The following is a 17,832-nucleotide window of genomic DNA, read 5'->3' on the forward strand; positions in this document are numbered from 1 at the left end:
CGATGCGGGGACAGCCTGGTTTTTGGGATCTGGACGAGCGGTATCAGCAGGTGAGTGCCGTCGGCGATCCGCTGGAGAAGCTCAACGCCATCATTCCCTGGGCTGTATTCGAGAAGTCTTTGGCGAAGGCGCTGAAGCGATCCGACGGATCGAAGGGGGGGACGGCCTGCCTTTCCTTCGGTGCTGATGTTCAAGATCCTGGTGCTACAGGCGCTCTACAATCTCTCCGACAACCAGGCTGAATTCGTCATACAGGACCGGCTGTCGTTCATGCGGGTCCTCGGCCTTTCCCTGTCCGAGAAGGTGCCGGACGCCAAGACGATCTGGCTGTTTCGCGATAACCTGGTGCGGGCCGGTGCCATCGACAATCTGTTCGCCCCGCTTCGACAAGCATCTGTTGCGGTCCGGCTACCTGGCCAAGGGCGGTCAGATCGTTGGTGCAACGATCATCCAGGCCCCCAAGCAGCACAATAGCCAGGACGAGAAAGAGGCGATCAAAGCGGGCGAGATCCCCGAGGCCTGGAAGGACAAGGCCGGCCAAGCTTGCCCAGAAGGATCGTGACGCGCGTTGGACGGTGTTCGAGGACATGCGCTACCTGGAGAGCCGGATCGCAGAGGCAAGTCGACAGATTGAAGCCGTCGCCGATGGCAGCGACACCGAACGCCGACTGATGACCGTTCCCGGCATTGGCGCTCTGGCGGCAACGGGTCTCATGGCTGCAGCCGGGACTGGGCGGCAGTTCCGCAGAGCACGCGACATGGCGGCTTGGCTCGGTCTGGTTCCCCGAGAGTATTCAACCGGAGGCAAGACGACGTTGCTCGGTATCAGCAAGCAGCTCCTATCTGCGTAGATTGTTGATCCATGGTGCCCGAACGTGCTTGCTCCACCTCAATCGAGCCCGCGACCGTCTTGGGTCATAGCTGGATAGCCTCCAATCCCGAATGCACAACAACAAGGCGGCCGTTGACTAGCGCCTCCTTCAGATCGCGGCTTTCACGACGCAGCGCTTTCACCTCATCACTGGTCGCCGAGCGGGCGGTGTCACCGGCAAGCCGTTTCTTGCCCGCCTCCAGGAATTCCTTCAACCAGCTATAATACAGGCGCTCCGCGATCCCCTCGCGACGGCAGATCGCGGCGATGCTGTCGTCGGCGCGAAGGCCCTCCAGCACGATACGGATTTTGTCCTCGGCCGAATGATGCTTGCGCGTGGGGCGCCGAATGTCCTTGATTGTCTTCTCGGCCGCCGATGTCTGCGGCCCGGATTTATGTCCCATGTTCACTTCCTTCGATAGAGCTACGATGAGCCGAAAATCCTCTTTTCTCAACTAAACCAACGCTGTCTCATGGGCGCTGATCCGGGACAATCGACAATGGATTCTCAGCAACATCGCCTTCGGCGCGAGGCTGTTCGAGCACTTCGGCGAACTGCTGCAACAATGCACGAGTTCCCGGAAGCATTTCCTTCGCTGGGCCGATGATATGGCATACGAGGCGATAGGCAAGGCGTCGCTTCTCGCACTCGGGCAACAGAATCGGCAGGGTCTGGATCGCGTGCTCCACCTCATCGCTGGCTATAGATGCCTGCTGACGAATTATGGTTTGCAGGCGTTCAGTGTCTAGCGACTTAAAAGGTTCAATTTTGAGGACATCCACCCAGCGCCTGAGACGATCGCGGCGTACTGAGTGACGATCTTTCACAAGGAGCACCAACATGCGAATGACAGCTTCGACGAAGCCGCCGGCTTTGCTGTCCGAAAGCGCTGTAATGGATCCGGATACCTGCTGCCGATCATCAACAAGGGTGCTTTCTTCGTTCCACTTGCGGAAATGTTCAATGTAGCATACCCAAGGCGTGTTCCAGAGGGTGAGAAACAACATCTCACTGGACATGTCACGACACTCGCGCCAGAACTCCAGGGTCGACCTAACGCTCAGGACCCAGGCAGCTTCCACAGCTAGAAAGGGGTTATCCTCTGAGGCTTTGTGGCGGCATTCTCTTACCAGTTTGGCTGCATACTCGACGCTGCCAGTGAACGGATTGTTTGAAGACGTTAACGTCCGCGAAAGACGCAGCGGGTGCATGGCCCGGCCGAGTTCTGCTCCAAAATTCGTGACTGCCATCTTTACAAACGGGCGTGCCAGCATCTGATAGAGCTGCGCCTGAAACTCGGAGACGCGGCTGACGGCGGTGAAGGCGCTTTCGCAATCAAAATTGTCGCAGAGAGCTCTAATGTCGTCAAAGCTGCGCTCCGCGATTTCGACAGAATAAGGCTCGTTTGCTCCAACCTCTTTGAAATTCTTAATGCATAGCTCATAGATACCGGGTGCCAGCAACTCGATTGCATCTAGCGTTGTGACGACCTCGTGGTACTCTTTGCTCATGACATCTGACGAGATGAAAATTCCGAGATGGCCAACTTCATCGTTTAGTAAGTAGATGATGCGCTTGCCGAGCAAGCGTAGTTCTTGCTTGTGCTGGGGGAGTAATTTGGTCGCCGTGGCTGGAAAAGACGACAAGGGGTGCGCGGATTTCCTTCAGATCGATAGCTGGTCGCCCAGGCTCCAATCGAGCTCGGCCTTTCACGAGCCGACTGCCGACAAAAAGATGTTCAATGATCCAACGGATTTCGTTCTCAGCGAGAAGGCAGAAGCTACTCCACCATGTCTCGGCTCGAATAAAAGTCTCCTGCGCCGTGTCTACGTCGCGGAACAGATCGAAATAGCGGAACAGCTGACGATCAGGTCTGAACATCAAGAAATTCAATGTGAGATGGGCGCCGTCGAATAGTCCGCCCCCAAGATCGGACAGGAACATGACTGTCCAAGTCCCACCGAGTAGACCTGCATTGTAACGGAAGGAGTGGTGTCCGAGCTTGCCCGCGGTGAACGACACTGGAGCGCCATTGACCACGACGGGACCTTCCAAGTCGGGGTATGTTGCAACGAGGTTAAGAGTCGCCCAACCACCTTGGCAGTTTCCAATCAAGACTGGTTTGCTGGCGTTTGGATGCCGACGCGCGACCTCGCGGACGAATACCATTTCGGTCTCCATGACGCTAGAGAGATTCTGCCCCTCCTCCGGCAGGCGTCGGAACGAAATAAGGTAGACCTGATGTCCGCAGCGCAGTGCCCAACCAACTTGGCTTTCGGCGTTGTGGCCGCCAGCGCCTACACCATGTCCAGCGCGCGGACAGATTATAATAACTGGGCGACGAGTTTCATCGACCACTACATCATCTGGCGGGATTATACGAAGCAACAAATAATTGGACTTTACGGGCAAATCCCGTCCATCCATGATTACTTCATGTTCGTAGAACAGTACGGGGGGACATCCGGCCGCCTCATGTTCGTTGAAGAGGTCGCCAGTCACTCTGAAGACATCCGCAGTTAACGCGGAGCGTTCGGCCGCGTCCTGAAGGTATTCCCACCAAAACGCCTCAAGTTTTCCGTTTTCGTTCACTTCGAGCAGCCGCGCTAACAACTCCTTATTACTCCGGAGTTTGTGGGCGTTGCTCTCCAATTGGGCGTTGACTATGCGCTGAATGCGCCGATGTAGGGCGATCAATATGGTGAACGCAGCGCCATTGGTTGCAGCCACAATGTCTTCTAGGAAGGTCCCAAAGCAACGTGGAATGCAGAACTGTTCTAGTTGACTTGATGTCGCTTTCGAACGGCGGACCGGATCGTGCATTGCAAATTGGTTTGCCATGATATGCTCTCCTTCGCTCGTTTGCCGCTGTCGATGGTCGGCAGGCTCAGGTTCGACATAAACTCGTTCGACGGATGTGAGCCGAATGGTACGGCTTGGGCAGCAGTCTGCCTGCCCACCTCTTCGGTCATCACGCGAGTCGATCCTTGCATGTGTCGAAGTCCTCGGTCGTGATCCCATTACCAACAGGCAACCTCAACAACTTTGCGGCGAGCAGTTCCGAGATTGTTGATCTCCTCGGATCGCTAATCGTGAGACGTATCTCGCCCATCTTTTGAACCGCACGTGGCATGCCAAACGAGAAACTCTTTAGTAACAACATGATCGCGCTGAAACACAATGGCTCATTCCGAACATTGTCCAACATCCGACCAAGGGTTCGAGGTGTGCGTTTAGGTTGACCTGCCACTGAACTTTCATCGAGCGGCGATTAGAGTCTCGGTGGTTTTGAACCGCTCCCAAACGTTGGACCAGCGGAGGCTGGAGTTTTCCGGCTTCAGTCAGGGAGGCGGGCTGGTTACGCTTCCCGGATTCATCAGTGCGATCGGGACCTTGTTTCCGATCGCACCATGTGGCCGAACCTCATTGTAGTCTCTACGCCAATCCTCCATCTTTTCGCGGGCATCCGCAAGGGTCAGGAACCAATGTTGGTTCAGGCATTCTGCCCGGAAGCGGCCGTTGAACGCCTCGATGAATGCGTTATCGGTCGGTTTGCCAGGGCGTGAGAAGTCCAGCGTGACGCCTTTCGCATAGGCCCAGAGATCGAGATCGCGTGATACGAACTCGGTGCCCTGATCGACGCGGATCGTCTTGGGATAGCCGATCTGGCGGCATACCCGCTCGAGCGTTTGCACAACATCTTCTCCGCGATAGCTGTGCCTTGGATCAAGCACCGGGACGTAGCGTGAGAAGGTGTCCACCACGGTCAGAACGCGTAGCTTCTTGCCGGTGGCGAGCTGGTCGTGAACAAAGTCCATCGCCCATACATCATTCGGTCCGACGGCTATTTGCCGATCCTCGCGCAGCTTGGCTTTCACCCGGCGTTTCGGTGTCTTGTTACGCAATTGCAGGCCCAAGTCCCTGTAAATGCGGTAGGTCCGCTTGATATTGGCACCCCAACCCTCGCGCTCCAGCAGCACATGCACACGACGATAACCATAGCGGACACGGGTCTCGCAGATCTCACGGATACGACGCTCAAGACCGGCCTGATCGGCACGGCGGGAGGTGTAGTGATGGGTCGACCGATCGAAGTCCAGCGCCCCACAGGCACGCCGGATCGATATCGCCCAGTCCTGGCACATGCCTTTCACCATCTCCCGCTTGCGAGCAGGCCTTAGAGCTTTCGGCGAATGACGTCCTGCAACATCTCGCGGTCCAACGTCAGATCCGCGACGATCTTCTTCAGCCGCGCATTCTCGTCCTCGAGCTGCTTCAGCTTCTTCATCTCCGGAGGCAGCATGCCCGCGTATTTTTTCTTCCAGTTGAAATAGGTCGCCTGGCTGATCCCCGCCTTCCGGCAGATCTCGGCGACCGTCACGCCTTCATCACCCTGCTTCAAAATGAACGCCTTCTGTGCGTCCGAAAACTGCGATGCTTTCATCGTCTTCCGTTCCTTTCCCAGCCAGGAAAAATGCACCGGAAAACTCTAGCCAAAACTGGTCCAGTTTGAAGGGTTCAGATCACTTGCGGGTATGACCCCGAGTAAAGTGGACGTGCTCTAATAGTCGCTTGGTTTGAATTGGCTGTCATGGCGGCAAAACGTGACGGCGACATACGGCAACAAAAGCCTCTCCATTCGCCCAAGCTGCGGTCCCCGACGGAAGATGGCCCAACTCATCAACGCCGAGGCGTCAAAGCCACAAGTTACTCCAAATGAACTTCTAGTGGCTCAATTAGTCTCCTGAACGTCGCCAGAACGATCCACATTCCCAAGACAACCAAGGCTATAGTGGGATGTCCATAGTCGGGAAACTGAGCAAAGAAGCCTGAGATGTCATTATTCAACCCTTCGGAGATCGGCTGTTCATACTTTTGGAGCATATGATTGGTGAGTAGCCAGCCAAAACAGGCAAGGAAAAACGACGTCAGGCTTGACACCCCGAAGCACTTTATCAACAAAGGTACATAAAAGGGGAGAAAACTATAAAATATCCTGGTCACGTCCGATCCGCCACCTATTGACAAAAATCCGGAGTATACTGATGCGACGATGGAAAATATCACGGTGTCGTCCGATTTAATGTGGTTAAATGTCCGCTTATCCAAAACAACGTACAGCGGACCGAGAGTAAGCGATATAGCAGCGAGCGAGCCTAAGACATGAGCGGGCTCAGATAGAAAGCGATAGAACCAAAAGAGTGCGGTAATGAGTTGCGATTGGGGTTCGCACTCGGATACTAAAAGCATCAGTTCTTTTAGAGCATACCCCGAGATGATAATAGATATACATGTCATCCAAGCGGCGCTGCTTCTCTGTGCATTTTTGATATAGAAACCTACCAGCAGTGGCAGAAGATAAAAACCAGCTTCCCTGAATGGAATTCCTGCCAAGCATATAATACTTGCGAGAAGATAGTTCTTCTTTATGATGAAAATCAGACAAAACGAAAGGATAAGGAGAAACGGGGGGTCCATGTAAGCCGGATAGAAGTTTGTAAATTTTACCGGCGCAAAATACAGGAAGGACGACGCCGCAATCACTGCCGTCAAACCTTTCATGCTCCCATGCCAGAGTGAGCGTGTTGCAAGTAGCAAAGTGGCGGAGAACAACCCCGAGGCAACCAAGTTGAACCCATAAAAGCCGAAGCGATTATGAAAAATGTTCACGAGGATCCAAGGTGTCCCAACGCGGGCACAATATGGAAAGGCTATGCGCGACCGCAAGCTACCCTCAGCAGCTAAGAACCGAAGAAGTCTGTCATAGTATACTGCATCCCACTCCGAGCCATTCGATATGCGGAACGGTTCTTGAGCAATGAAAATCCATATCACGCCGAACATGCCAGCAATGATGAAAGATCCAGCAATAAAGTATTCTATTTGCTTTGTTGTTGGAACGAAGCCGATCACATCCTTACCCTCTTGAAAAGCCCCTCCGGGATAAGTCTGATGATCAGCATGATCATATGCCAGGCTGGACGAACGTATATAACGTTCTTCTTTCGCTCGACGGCGACGACGATACTTTCGGCAACCTCGCTCGGTTGCGCCGTGAGCCTTGCTGGGAGATTCATGCCTTCAGTCATCTTGGTCGCGACATAACCCGGTAGCACAGTCACAACATGTACGCCGCGTTTCGCCAAACGACTGCGAAGCCCGGACAGAAAGGCAGTGAAGCCCGCCTTCGCGGAGCCGTAGACGTAATTGGTCGCGCGTCCGCGCGTGCCCGCGACCGAACTGAGGCCAACCAGAGTGCCGGATCCGCGTTCTTCGAACCGGTTGGCCAACAATGCCAGGATATTGGCAGGCCCTTCGTAGTTGCTACGCATAATGCAACTGGCGAGGAGCTGATCGCGCTCGCTTCGTTCCTGGCTCCCCATCAAGCCGACGACGCTTACGGCGACCTCGGGCAACTCGGGCAGCATGGCCAGGAACTGGGCGTGAGTTTCCGTCAGAAGTGCATCAAATTCATGTAGGGTGACTGGGACTCCATATCGTAGCTGCAAATTAGTCTTTTCAGCATCGAGTGTTTCTGATTGGCGCGCGGCTAATTGGATCGGATGGCCCAGCGCTGCAAACTTGTGCGCCACGGCATTGCCTACATCCGAACGTGCACCCAAGATAAGAACGGACGGCTTCATCACAGCACAAGTCTTTCCGCTTGCGCCGATTGGAACGAGCTTTTCCAGCCGTTTTTCGCCCTCATTCGAACGAAGCTTGCAACCCGGCCATCGGAAGCACGTAGCGTTTCAGCAGACATGCGGCTGTCCTTTGCGAGATAAAAGCGCCCGCCGTGCTCGATTGTAATTCGGTCAAGGTTTGCCAATAGATGGGAGGTTTTGGTCGTGATGGGAAAATCAAGAGCAAGGGAGTAGCCTTCCATTGGGAATGAAAAGCGGCTCTCCTGCGGACCGAACCGCTTGAGAACGGCCAAGAACGATCCAAAGCCTGCCTTGGCGACTGTCTGCAGCAAAGCCGAGAGCCCTTCTTCCGAGCGCTTTATGGGAATGACGCACTGGAACTGGGCGAACCCCTTGCGCCCGTAGATCCGATGCCATTCGGCAACTGCGTCGAGGGGATAGAAGTAGCTATCCCAGTCAACGAGTTGCTGACCTCGATTCCAAACGCCAATTCGATAGTATAGCGCGTTGAAGGCCCGAAGACTAAACCGATTGAGAGCAAAGCCTGGAAAATTGAACGGAACGGAAAGTTTGCGTTTTGCCGGAGTAGCGAAAGGGTGCAGAGACCGATATGTTGGAAGATCAGAGGCGTTCGCGTGATCTCCCAGGAAGACAAGGGAGCGCCCCAGGTTTTTCCCCGTCCCAAGGCAGTCAATCCACGCCACAGAATAAGTCGAATCTTGAGCCCGTTCTAGAGCTGTCATCGCTGATTTGAGGTTCGGCGCGGGTATTGTTGTCTGGCGGATCCATCCGGTTTCGACTGAGCGCAAACGGATTGCCGCCCGCAAAATGATTCCGGTCAGCCCCATGCCGCCGAGAGTGTGCTCAAAGAGCTCTACGTGGCTTTTGCGTGAGCAGCGCTGGATGGAGCCATCGACCCCCATTACATCGATCCAGTCCACGCATCCCCGAAAACTTCCATGCTTGCGATGGTTCTTGCCATGAACGTCGGCGGCTATCATGCCGCCCAACGTCACGAACTTCGTGCCCGGCGTGACCATCGGGAACCAACCTCGGGGCAGGAAAGCCGCGATGATGTCGCAAAGAATAACTCCAGCTTCCGCGATCAACTGTCCCGTTTTCGGATCAAAGGCCAACATTCGGTTCAAACGCCGCATATCAATTGTTGCTGATGAATTGATGGCGCTGTCCCCATAGGCCCTACCGCAGCCGCGCGCGATCACACTCGGCTTTGAAGCTAACAGCTTCTGGAGAGCTTCGAGGTCACGGGGCACATAGACTTGCGCGTTCACGAGCGGAGACCTTCCCCAACCCGAGAGCTTCATGGAGCAATCCTCACTCGGTGACCTGCAAACACGAAGCGTTTATCTAGTTGGTACTTGACCAGATAGCCGATTGTCAGACCAACGGCAGCACCCAAGTCACGCATCAGCTCAGTTCTCCAGACCCACCAGGAAGCCGCCTCAGCACTCCAGAAAATGATTGTGGTGAGGGCGCCCACTGCCGTATAGAGTGAGAACTTCCACCCATCGTTTTTGAGGCCGATTTCCTGATCGTCGAAAATCCAAAACTTGTCGAGCAGGTATTTGATCATCAGCCCGGCAATGGTGCCTACGCTCATGGCAAGCACAAAAATGGCGCTCCTATTCCCGAACTGAAGGACGGAATGTTGCATGGTGACATTGACCACCATTGCGATGGCGGCGAATGCCGCATAGCGTAACGCTAGACCCTGCCGTTTCACCTCAGCACTCCGCCTGCAACGAAGACCAGAATGATCGCTAGGCATACCTGGCTGGTCCGATCCTTCGCGGCGTAGATCACCGGGTCGTCATGCATATTGCCGCGGTGCGACACCATCACTGTGCGGGTGATCCAATAGAGCAGGATTACGCAGACGCCCCACAGCATTTGAGGATGGGGATAGAGCTCCATTACGAGAGGCGAATTCACATAATATGTCATCACCAGCACAGATACGTACCCCGCCCCAACCGCGATCATGGAGATGATTGGCAGGTCGTTGACGTGGTAACCTCGACCCGTAGCCTGCAGACTCCTACGCTCGGCGCCGTCAACCAATTCACTTTGTCGCTTCACCGCGGCTAACGACAGAAAAAAGAATACTGAAAAGGCAATGAGCAAGACGGATAACGGAGTTGATGTCGCGATTCCACCGGCAACGATGCGAATGGTGTAGAGACCTGCGAGAATACAGATATCGATTACAATGCGTCGTTTCAAATGCAGGGAATAGGCCGTGGTCACAAGGAAATAGCCCGCCACCACCAGGAAAAAGCCCCAGCCGATGAACATTGCTATCAGTCCGCCTGGAAGAATGAGCCCCGCTGCCATCCAGGTTCCGTGTGCGGTGGGGATGCTGTGTGAGGCAAACGGGCGGTACCGCTTGCGCGGATGCGCCCGATCTGCGCAGACATCAAGGAGATCGTTCATGACATAAACGCTAGAAGCCACCAAGCTGAAGCAGACGAACGCTTCCAGTGATAAGAGGAGCGTCGGCCAATCGAGTTTATGTGCAGCGAGGGCCGGCAAGAACACCAACACATTCTTCAGCCATTGGTGCGGCCGAAATGCATTGACGTAGGGCTTGAAGGACCTCGCTTCAGCTATAGTCGTTTCCGACACTGTCTGGCCACCCCCGCAATGGGTATCGGCGAACCCATCGCAGGCATCAGACTTACCGTCGAGCATTGCGGCAACATCATTTGCCCCGGCGTTCTCAAAACCATAGGGCGCGACGGTAAACACCCGCGGCCGAACTGTTCTCTTGAATACCGTGGAGTCAAATGCATGGTGGGTGATGTGGGGCTCGAACCCGATGGTCCCAGTGTCACCTGGACTTGGGTGTACATGAGCCTTCTCGTCTTTGCTGCCGACACTCATAGTATCCTCTCACTTTGAGCCAAAATGGCATCAAGCTGGCTTACAAAAAACATCCAGTTGAGCACCATAGAAATGGTCCAGTCGGAAGGCCGATCCGAACTCAGTATCTGCCTGGTTGCGATGAGACCAACTGGTTCGACGGGGCGGCCTCACCACATTAGAAGCTTCTGCTATGCAAGATTGAACAGAATCAGGAAAATTGATTGTTTGGATGGTTGGCATTCACACTATGGATACAAGCGAATTGTTTTCAGCACAGAACTAGCAGTTGAAGGAAGCGAAAATGGCCAGCGACCGAAACCACTGGACTACTTGATCTGGCGGATCTTCGGATTGATCAGTTCGGCAACCAGCCAGCGGGGCCGGAAGTCCTAAGAGTATGCTCGATCAATAGTTATCCTTTCTGGGCTCGCGCGATTTGCTCTTGCCGTTTGCCGGACTGATGCGCTCAAGAGCCAAGGCTCGGATGAGGCGATTGACGCTTCCAAGTCCTTGTCGAGGTGCAGGCATGGCCGAGCCATGCGAAAGGGCCCGGTGCGTACGTCGCTGCGAAAACGGCCAACTGAGAGAACAGATCGGGAATATTCTGCTCGTGAGTTGAATGGGGGATGTCCGCACGCAAAGATGCCTGCACGCAGGCCGAGTCGTGTGGGAGCGTGGCGTGAAACGAGATTGGGATGGAGCAGAGCTTTCCAGGTGGTGGAGCCTGAGTTTTGACGAACTGGAGCTGATCGAAACGAAACCGCCGCGGACCCGGCTTGGTTTTGCCGCACAGTTGAAGATGTACCGCCTTGCTGGCCGCTTCGCCGAACATGTGGGTGAAGTCGCGGCGGAACCCGTCGCCTATTTGGCCGAACAACTCGCGGCCGCCCCGTCCGATCTGGAGGAATATGACTGGGCCGGTCGCACCGGCCGACGACACCGCGAAGAGATATTGGCGTTTCTTGCCATCCGTCGCATGACGGAGGACGATCGAAACGATCTCGCAACCTGGCTTGAAGCTGAGATCTGCCCCAAAGCGATGTCGGTTGCGGCGATGGTTGACGAGGTTTGTCTGTGGTGCCGCGACCGTGACATCCAAACGCCGGCGATCGGCGAGGTGGACCGTTTTACGCGCTCGGCGCGCCGCACATTTGAAGGGGGCTTTCTGCAGCGGATTGCTTCCGTCTTGAGCTCGGATGCTGCCGCAAAACTGGAGGTTTCGCTGACCGACGCCGACAGCCCGACTGGCTTCAATACCATGAAGGCCGATCCGGGGCGGGTTGGATTGGAAAGCATCTTCGTCGTGGCTGAGCGGCTTTCCTTTATCCGCTCGTTGCAGCTTCAGGCCGGCCTGATTGCCGGTGCAGGCGCCGCTACTGTGGAGCGGTTGTACCGCCGCGTCAGCCAGGAAACCGCGCGAGAAGTTCGGCGCCACCCTCAGCCGCGGCGCCTGGGTCTTTACGCCATCTTCCTTGCCTGCCGCGAGGCGGAAATCGTTGACGCGGTCGTCGATCTCCTGGTCGAGACGGTGCACAAGATGGCAGCGAAGGCGGAACGCAAGGTCGTGGCGTCGATCGCCAAGGACATTCAGAAAGTGCAGGGCAAGGAGCGCCTGCTGGCTCGGATCGCCGAGGCGGCGATCGACGCGCCGGATGGAGCGGTGCGCGAGGTCATCTTTCCGATTGCCGACCAAGCGATACTTGCGGCTCTGGTCCGCGAATACAAGGCTGGCGGTTCCTACCAACAGCGAGTCCATGCGGTCCTGCGTTCCTCCTACGGCGGTCATTATCGACGCATGCTGCCGAAGTTGTTGAGCCTGCTCGAATTCCGGTCGAACAATGCAGCACATCGGCCCGTCATCGCGGCGCTGGAATGGCTCAAGCGTCTGCTCGACGAGGGCGACGACCGACGCATCGTTCGCCCGCAGAACGGTCTGCCGATTGAGGGCGTGGTTCCCGCACGGTGGCGAGACCTGGTCGTGGAGTCGGACGATGCTGGCGGTTGGCGTGTCAACCGCATCAACTATGAAATCTGCGTGCTGACATCGCTGCGAGAGCGGATTCGCTGCAAGGAAATCTGGGTGGTTGGAGCCGACCGCTACCGCAACCCGGACGAGGACCTGCCCCAGGATTTCGGCGAGCGACGTGCCGACTATTATCGCGATCTCGGCCAGACCATGGACGCACAAGCATTCGTTGCCCGTCTCAAGGGGGAGATGACGACGGGGCTGCGTCGCCTGGATGCCGGCCTCCCCGGCAATCGACATGTTCGGCTCTTGTGGCGCGGCCGCAACCGTATTTCGCTATCGCCTCTGGAGCCACTGCCGGCCCAACCAAATCTCGATACGGTGAAGGCGGAGATCGAACGCCGCTGGCCAGCGACCGGTCTGCTGGACGTGCTCAAGGAAGCCGCGCTGCGGACAGGTTTTCTGGAGCAGTTCAGGACCTCCGGCGATCGCGTTATCCTCGACCCTGACACCCTGCAACGCCGGTTGCTGCTTTGCCTTTACGGTCTCGGCACCAATGCCGGGCTGAAGCGTGTCAGTTTCGGCACGGAGGGTGTCACCTATGCCGAGTTGCTCCATGTCCGTCGTCGCTTCATTCAAAAAGAGGCGCTAAAGGCAGCGACTGCCTCTGTCACCAACGCCTTGCTTGCCGTGCGCGACCCTCTTGTTTGGGGCGAAGGCACCACGTCGTGCGCGTCGGACTCGAAAAAGTTCGGCGCCTGGGATCAGAACCTGATGGCCGAATGGCATGTCCGTTATGGCGGGCGCGGTGTGATGATCTATTGGCACGTCGCACGCCAGGCAACCTGCATTTATTCGCAGCTCAAGCGCTGCTCCTCTTCCGAAGTCGCAGCGATGATCGAAGGGGTATTGCGGCATTGCACGGACGCTGAAATTCAGAGCCAGTATGTCGACAGCCATGGGCAGAGCGAGGTCGCTTTCGCCTTCTGCCGGCTGCTCGGTTTCGAACTCGCGCCGCGCCTCAAGGCGATCGCCCGCCAGAAGCTCTACCTGCCTGATGCCGGAATGGCGCAGGAGCTTCAAAACCTGCTGCCGATCCTGACGCGGGCGATCGACTGGAAACTGATCGAGCAGCAATATGACGAAATGATCAAATATGCGGCGGCCCTGCAGCATCGTACAGCCGATGCCGAATCGATCTTGCGCCGTTTCGCGCGGACAAACATCCAGCACCCGACCTATAAGGCGTTGGCCGAGCTCGGCAAGGCGGTCAAGACGATCTTCCTCACCCGCTATCTCGACTCGGAAGCCTTCCGGCGCGAAATCAACGAGGGGCTGAACGTCGTCGAAAACTGGAACAGCGCCAACGGCTTCATCTTCTTCGGCAAGAGCGGCGAGGTCGCGACGAACCGGCTCGAAGACCAGGAAATCTCGGTTCTGGCTTTGCACCTGCTGCAGAACTGCCTTGTCTACGTCAATACCCTGATGATGCAGAATGTGCTGACCGAACCGGCCTGGGCGGCACGTATGGCCGTCGAAGACTACCGGGGACTGACGCCGCTAATTTACGCTCACATCAACCCGTATGGCGCCTTCGATCTTGATCTTGCGCGCCGGATCGACTTCGACGCGAGATCCGCCGCCTAGCCGGAAGCGTACCCCCGAGCCTACAAACAAGGCCGCTTATAAACAAAATGTCGCTCTTGCGTGTAAACACGCCTCATCTACAATCACGTGGCCATGTCGATCCAGAGAGCTCGCTCGACCACCTTCAGTCTCGGCCTTGCCATCCTGCTCACCTGTTCGGTGGCGCCGGCGGCCAGAGGGAACATGTCCTCAAGCGACCCGCTGATCTCCCTCCACGAAGGCTTCGCTGACGAGGCGGAATGCGCCACCTGCCACCAGAGCGAGGTAGACGCTCTTTCGACGTCGCACCACGCCAAGGCGATGGCGGTCGCCAACGACAGGACGGTGCGCGGCGATTTCGACGATGTGACCTTTGAGCATGACGGCATCATGACAACCTTCTTCCGCCGCGACGGGGACTATTTCGTCCGAACCCAGGGGCCGGATGGCAAGCAAGGCGAATTCGCGATCAAATACACTTTCGCTTACGAGCCGCTGCAACAATACCTGATCGATCTCGGCGGCGGCAAGCTGCAAGCCTTCGACATCGCCTGGGATACAGAAGCGCGACGGTGGTTCTGGCTCGGCAATGGAGATCCAGCAAATCCGGGCTCCACCTATCATTGGACAGGACCGTTCTATCGCTGGAACCGGACGTGCATCGACTGTCACTCCACCGACCCGGTCAGCAATTTTGCGCCGACGACCGGCTCCTACGCCTCCTCCTATGTCGCGACCAGCATCGGTTGCCAGTCGTGCCATGGGCCGGGCGCTGCGCATATCGCCTGGGCGAGGGCCGGCAGCATGAGTGGGGACAAGGGATTGCCCGAGGTCGGGCCGGACGCCTGCTTCGGCTGTCATGCACGGCGTGTGCGGCTTGTCGAGATGTCCCGACCCGACCGCGCCTTTCTCGACCAGTACGCGCCTGATCTGATGCGCAGCGAACTCTATTTCCCGGACGGACAGATCCTCGACGAAGTCTTTGAGTACGGTTCCTTCCAGAGGAGCAAGATGGCGCGCGCTGGCGTCACCTGCCTTGATTGTCACCGTCCTCATGAGGGAAGGGTAAAGGCCGAGGGCAATGCGCTCTGCACCCAATGTCACGCCGAGACGGCGCCGGACCGCTTTGCCGACACGAGTTTCGATCCGAGTGGCGAATTCGACACGCCGGCGCATACCCATCATACGAAGGGCTCGCCCGGCGCAGAGTGCGCCAACTGCCACATGCCGAAGCGCACCTATATGAAGGTCGACCCCCGGCGCGATCATTCCTTCGTCATCCCAAGGCCGGATCTTTCGGAAACGATCGGCACGCCCAATGCCTGCACCACCTGCCACCAGGACAAGACGAACATCTGGGCGGCGGAACGGCTGGACGATTGGTACGGAAGCGACTGGCGTAAGCGGCCGTCGATCGCCCATGCTTTTGCAGCCGCCGGCCATAACGACATCAGCGCCGTCGACGCGTTGCGCCGCTTTCTCGCCGACCGCGGGCAGCCCGGTTTTGTGAAGGGCAGCGCCGTCACCGAAATTGCCAGGCTCAGCGGAGCGGCGTCAGTGGATGACGTCAAGCGAGCGGCGTCCGATCCGGATGCGCTGGTGCGACTGGGCGCTGCACGCGCAGCCGAGAACCTGCCGCCGGAGTACAGGCTGGCGGCGATTGGTAGCCTCCTCTCCGACCAGGCTAGGGCGATTCGCATCGCTGCCGTCACGGCACTCGGTCCTGTGCCGTCACTTTCGCTTTTAGGAGACCAGCGTCGCGCCTTCGACACGGCTGTGGCGGAACTCGAGACCTATGCCAAGGCTAATGCCGACGTTGCCGGGGCACAAACCGATTACGGACTGTTTCTCGCCCGTCAGGGTCGCCCGGGCGAGGCGGAGACGCTTCTCAGGCGCGCGATCGCACTGGATCCATCACTTATCGGCGCGCACGCAAATCTTGCGGAACTCTACCGCAGCCAGGGCGACAACGCACAGTCCCAGCGCGTCTATGCCGACGCGGTCGCCGCTCTGCCAGACAGCGCAGAATTGCGCTATGGTCACGGGCTGTCGCTGGTGCGGACGCAGGAGCGAGCAAGGGCCCTACAGGAATTTCGGGAGGCGTCCCGGCTTGATCCGGCCAATTCGCGTTACCGCACAACGCTGGCGATCGCGCTTGACGACGTCGGCAGAACCGGTGAGGCATTCGATATGCTCTATTGGGCGGCTGTTTCGGGCGCCAGCGACGCCAACATGCTCGGCACAGCGATCCAGTTCGGTCTCAAGCTCCAACGATTCGACGAGACGCTGAAGCTGGCCGAGGCCTTCAATCGCATGCAGCCGGGGAATACGCAGGTCCAAGATCTGCTGCGGCAGCTACGCGCCATCGCTGGAGCCGGAAGATAGGGACGCGCGGATCGTACATGATGGCACTTGCGATCCGCGCTAGTGGCTTTCGGGAGGCCTCCAGCCCGCGTTTCTGAGGCCCTTGACCAGTGCGTCCACAATGTCTTCAGTCGCCTGGTGGCGGCGATAGACGGCGGCTGGATCGCGATTGAGCGCCGGCGCGACTGCCGCCATCCTTTCGAGCGCGTCGCGGGCGGCCGCCTCGTTTCCAAGCGCGCCTTGAGCGATCGCCACCAGTGACCAACTCACGCCGGAACCGTCAACGGTGCCGTTCTTTGCGGCGTTCAGCATTTCCGCATAGCGCCCGTTCAGGTAGTGGTCGATAGAGACGAGGTGGAAGTACCAGCCAGGCGGATTGACCGTGCGGTCGATTGCCTGTTTGAGATAGGGGATCCCATCTGCGAACTTTCCGCGCACAGCCAATCGCCAGCCGAGTTGCGCCAGCGTATCGGGGTCGTTGTGATTGAGCGACAGCGCCCGCCGCTGTATGCGCTCGCCCTCCTCGAAGTTGCCCATGTAGTGGTTGATCGAGGAAAGCGCCTTCAGGGCCAGCACGCTACGGCCGTTCAGGGTCACTGCATGGGAGGCAGCATCGAGTGCAAGATTGTATTCCCGTTCGAGATTGCCGTCGGCCGTCCAGCCGAAGCGCCCAGTATCGAGATGCGTCCAGCCGAGCATGGCCCACGCCTCGGCATAATCCGGGTCGCGCTTGACCGCCGCCTCAAGGCATGTCTGGACCGGTCCATACAGGACGCGCGTGAAGCTGCGACGATAGGCATAGGCCTGCAGCACGCATTCATAGCTTGGCATACTCGGCGTGATATCCCGTGGAAGGTGGCTCGTCTCGTCGTTGTGGACAACGCCATAGGGTTGTCCGAGCACCGTCGCGACCTCTGCGGCGATCTCGCCCTGAACGTCGAGCAGGCTCGCCGCCGTTAGCTTGCGATCATAGGTGCCGGTCCATAGGATGCGCCCGCTTGATACGTCCACCAGTTTGGCGCCAATACGCACCGTATCTGCATCGGTGCGCACGCTGCCGTCGACGACATAGGAGACGCCACGACGTCTGCCGGCCTGCATTGGATCTTCGGCTGCCTGCGGACTTGTCGTCGGCTGAGGCAGATAGAGGCGGATATCGGGAAACGGCTGAGTTCGGCGGTGATCTGGTCGGCGATGCCGGTGGCCATTAGTCGATATCGCTCGCCGTCACCTTCCGCCGAAAACGGCATGACCATCAGCGCCGTTCCGCGCTCCGCCGGTTCCACGGCTGTTTCCTGGCGATGCTCCCTGCCCAGAATATACGAGAGGACCGCGATCGCCAGGAGGCCTGCAAGGGCGACGGCCCAGGTCCAGAACGGGAGGCTGCGCGGAACCGACGCTGTTGCGGGATTGCTTGTGTAGGCTGCGGCGGAAGCAGCCTCCATGGGATTTGCGGCAGCCTGCGGCGGCAAAT

9 protein-coding genes and 3 pseudogenes are annotated in these 17,832 nt (G+C 57.5%); 3 read left to right on the plus strand and 9 right to left on the minus strand.

Features of this window, described 5'->3' with window-relative positions; translation table 11 throughout:
* Positions 1-2: 2 nt before the first annotated feature.
* Positions 3-918: pseudogene (locus NMA58_RS30305) on the plus strand (transposase); the annotation flags it as partial.
* Between the two features lie 45 nt (positions 919-963).
* On the opposite strand, the pseudogene NMA58_RS30310 reads toward NMA58_RS30305, so the two are convergent.
* From NMA58_RS30310 to NMA58_RS30345, 8 genes and pseudogenes are all read right to left on the minus strand, one after another.
* Positions 964-1,275 (minus strand): annotated as a pseudogene (locus NMA58_RS30310) (transposase); the annotation flags it as partial.
* A 67-nt stretch (positions 1,276-1,342) separates the two neighbouring features.
* Positions 1,343-3,893, minus strand: a pseudogene (locus tag NMA58_RS30315) (DUF3141 domain-containing protein).
* A 320-nt stretch (positions 3,894-4,213) separates the two neighbouring features.
* Positions 4,214-5,316, minus strand: a protein-coding gene (locus NMA58_RS30320) for an IS3 family transposase (RefSeq protein ID WP_416068523.1) whose coding sequence is annotated in 2 segments (ribosomal slippage) — positions 4,214-5,055 and positions 5,055-5,316 — 1,104 coding nt in all. Because the reading frame shifts where the segments join, the coding sequence is not laid out codon by codon here.
* 263 nt (positions 5,317-5,579) lie between these two features.
* A complete protein-coding gene (locus tag NMA58_RS30325) occupies positions 5,580-6,785 on the minus strand; it encodes a hypothetical protein (protein WP_416068521.1) in 1,206 nt (401 codons plus the stop codon).
* Positions 6,782-7,516: an SDR family oxidoreductase gene (locus tag NMA58_RS30330; protein ID WP_416068520.1), complete on the minus strand. Its 735-nt coding sequence runs from the start codon at positions 7,514-7,516 to the stop codon at positions 6,782-6,784. The genes NMA58_RS30325 and NMA58_RS30330 overlap by 4 nt, the downstream gene beginning before the upstream one ends.
* Positions 7,516-8,841 (minus strand): FAD-binding oxidoreductase, encoded by a 1,326-nt coding sequence (locus NMA58_RS30335; RefSeq protein ID WP_416068519.1) that lies wholly within the window; start codon positions 8,839-8,841, stop codon positions 7,516-7,518. Before NMA58_RS30335 ends, NMA58_RS30330 begins: the two co-directional genes overlap by 1 nt.
* Entirely contained in the window at positions 8,838-9,260 is a 423-nt protein-coding gene (locus tag NMA58_RS30340; RefSeq protein ID WP_416068518.1) for a GtrA family protein, read from the minus strand. Before NMA58_RS30340 ends, NMA58_RS30335 begins: the two co-directional genes overlap by 4 nt.
* Complete coding sequence (locus NMA58_RS30345) at positions 9,257-10,420, minus strand: UbiA family prenyltransferase (protein ID WP_416068517.1); 1,164 nt, start codon at positions 10,418-10,420, stop codon at positions 9,257-9,259. The genes NMA58_RS30340 and NMA58_RS30345 overlap by 4 nt, the downstream gene beginning before the upstream one ends.
* Positions 10,421-11,081: 661 nt before the next feature.
* Here NMA58_RS30345 and NMA58_RS30350 point away from each other — a divergent pair.
* Together NMA58_RS30350 and NMA58_RS30355 are read left to right on the plus strand one after the other, a co-directional pair.
* Positions 11,082-14,015, plus strand: a complete 2,934-nt coding sequence (locus NMA58_RS30350) for a Tn3 family transposase (protein WP_434715016.1) — start codon at positions 11,082-11,084, stop codon at positions 14,013-14,015.
* A 93-nt stretch (positions 14,016-14,108) separates the two neighbouring features.
* Positions 14,109-16,379, plus strand: coding sequence for a tetratricopeptide repeat protein (locus NMA58_RS30355; protein ID WP_416068515.1), 2,271 nt, complete (start codon positions 14,109-14,111; stop codon positions 16,377-16,379).
* Between the two features lie 39 nt (positions 16,380-16,418).
* On the opposite strand, the gene NMA58_RS30360 is transcribed toward NMA58_RS30355, so the two are convergent.
* The gene (locus NMA58_RS30360; protein WP_416068514.1) at positions 16,419-17,459 is read right to left on the minus strand and encodes a hypothetical protein; all 1,041 of its coding nucleotides are present in this window, start codon (positions 17,457-17,459) and stop codon (positions 16,419-16,421) included.
* Positions 17,460-17,832: the final 373 nt, after the last annotated feature.

Origin of the sequence: Rhizobium sp. YTUHZ045 (assembly GCF_051124255.1) — a bacterium.
Lineage (GTDB): Bacteria > Pseudomonadota > Alphaproteobacteria > Rhizobiales > Rhizobiaceae > Rhizobium.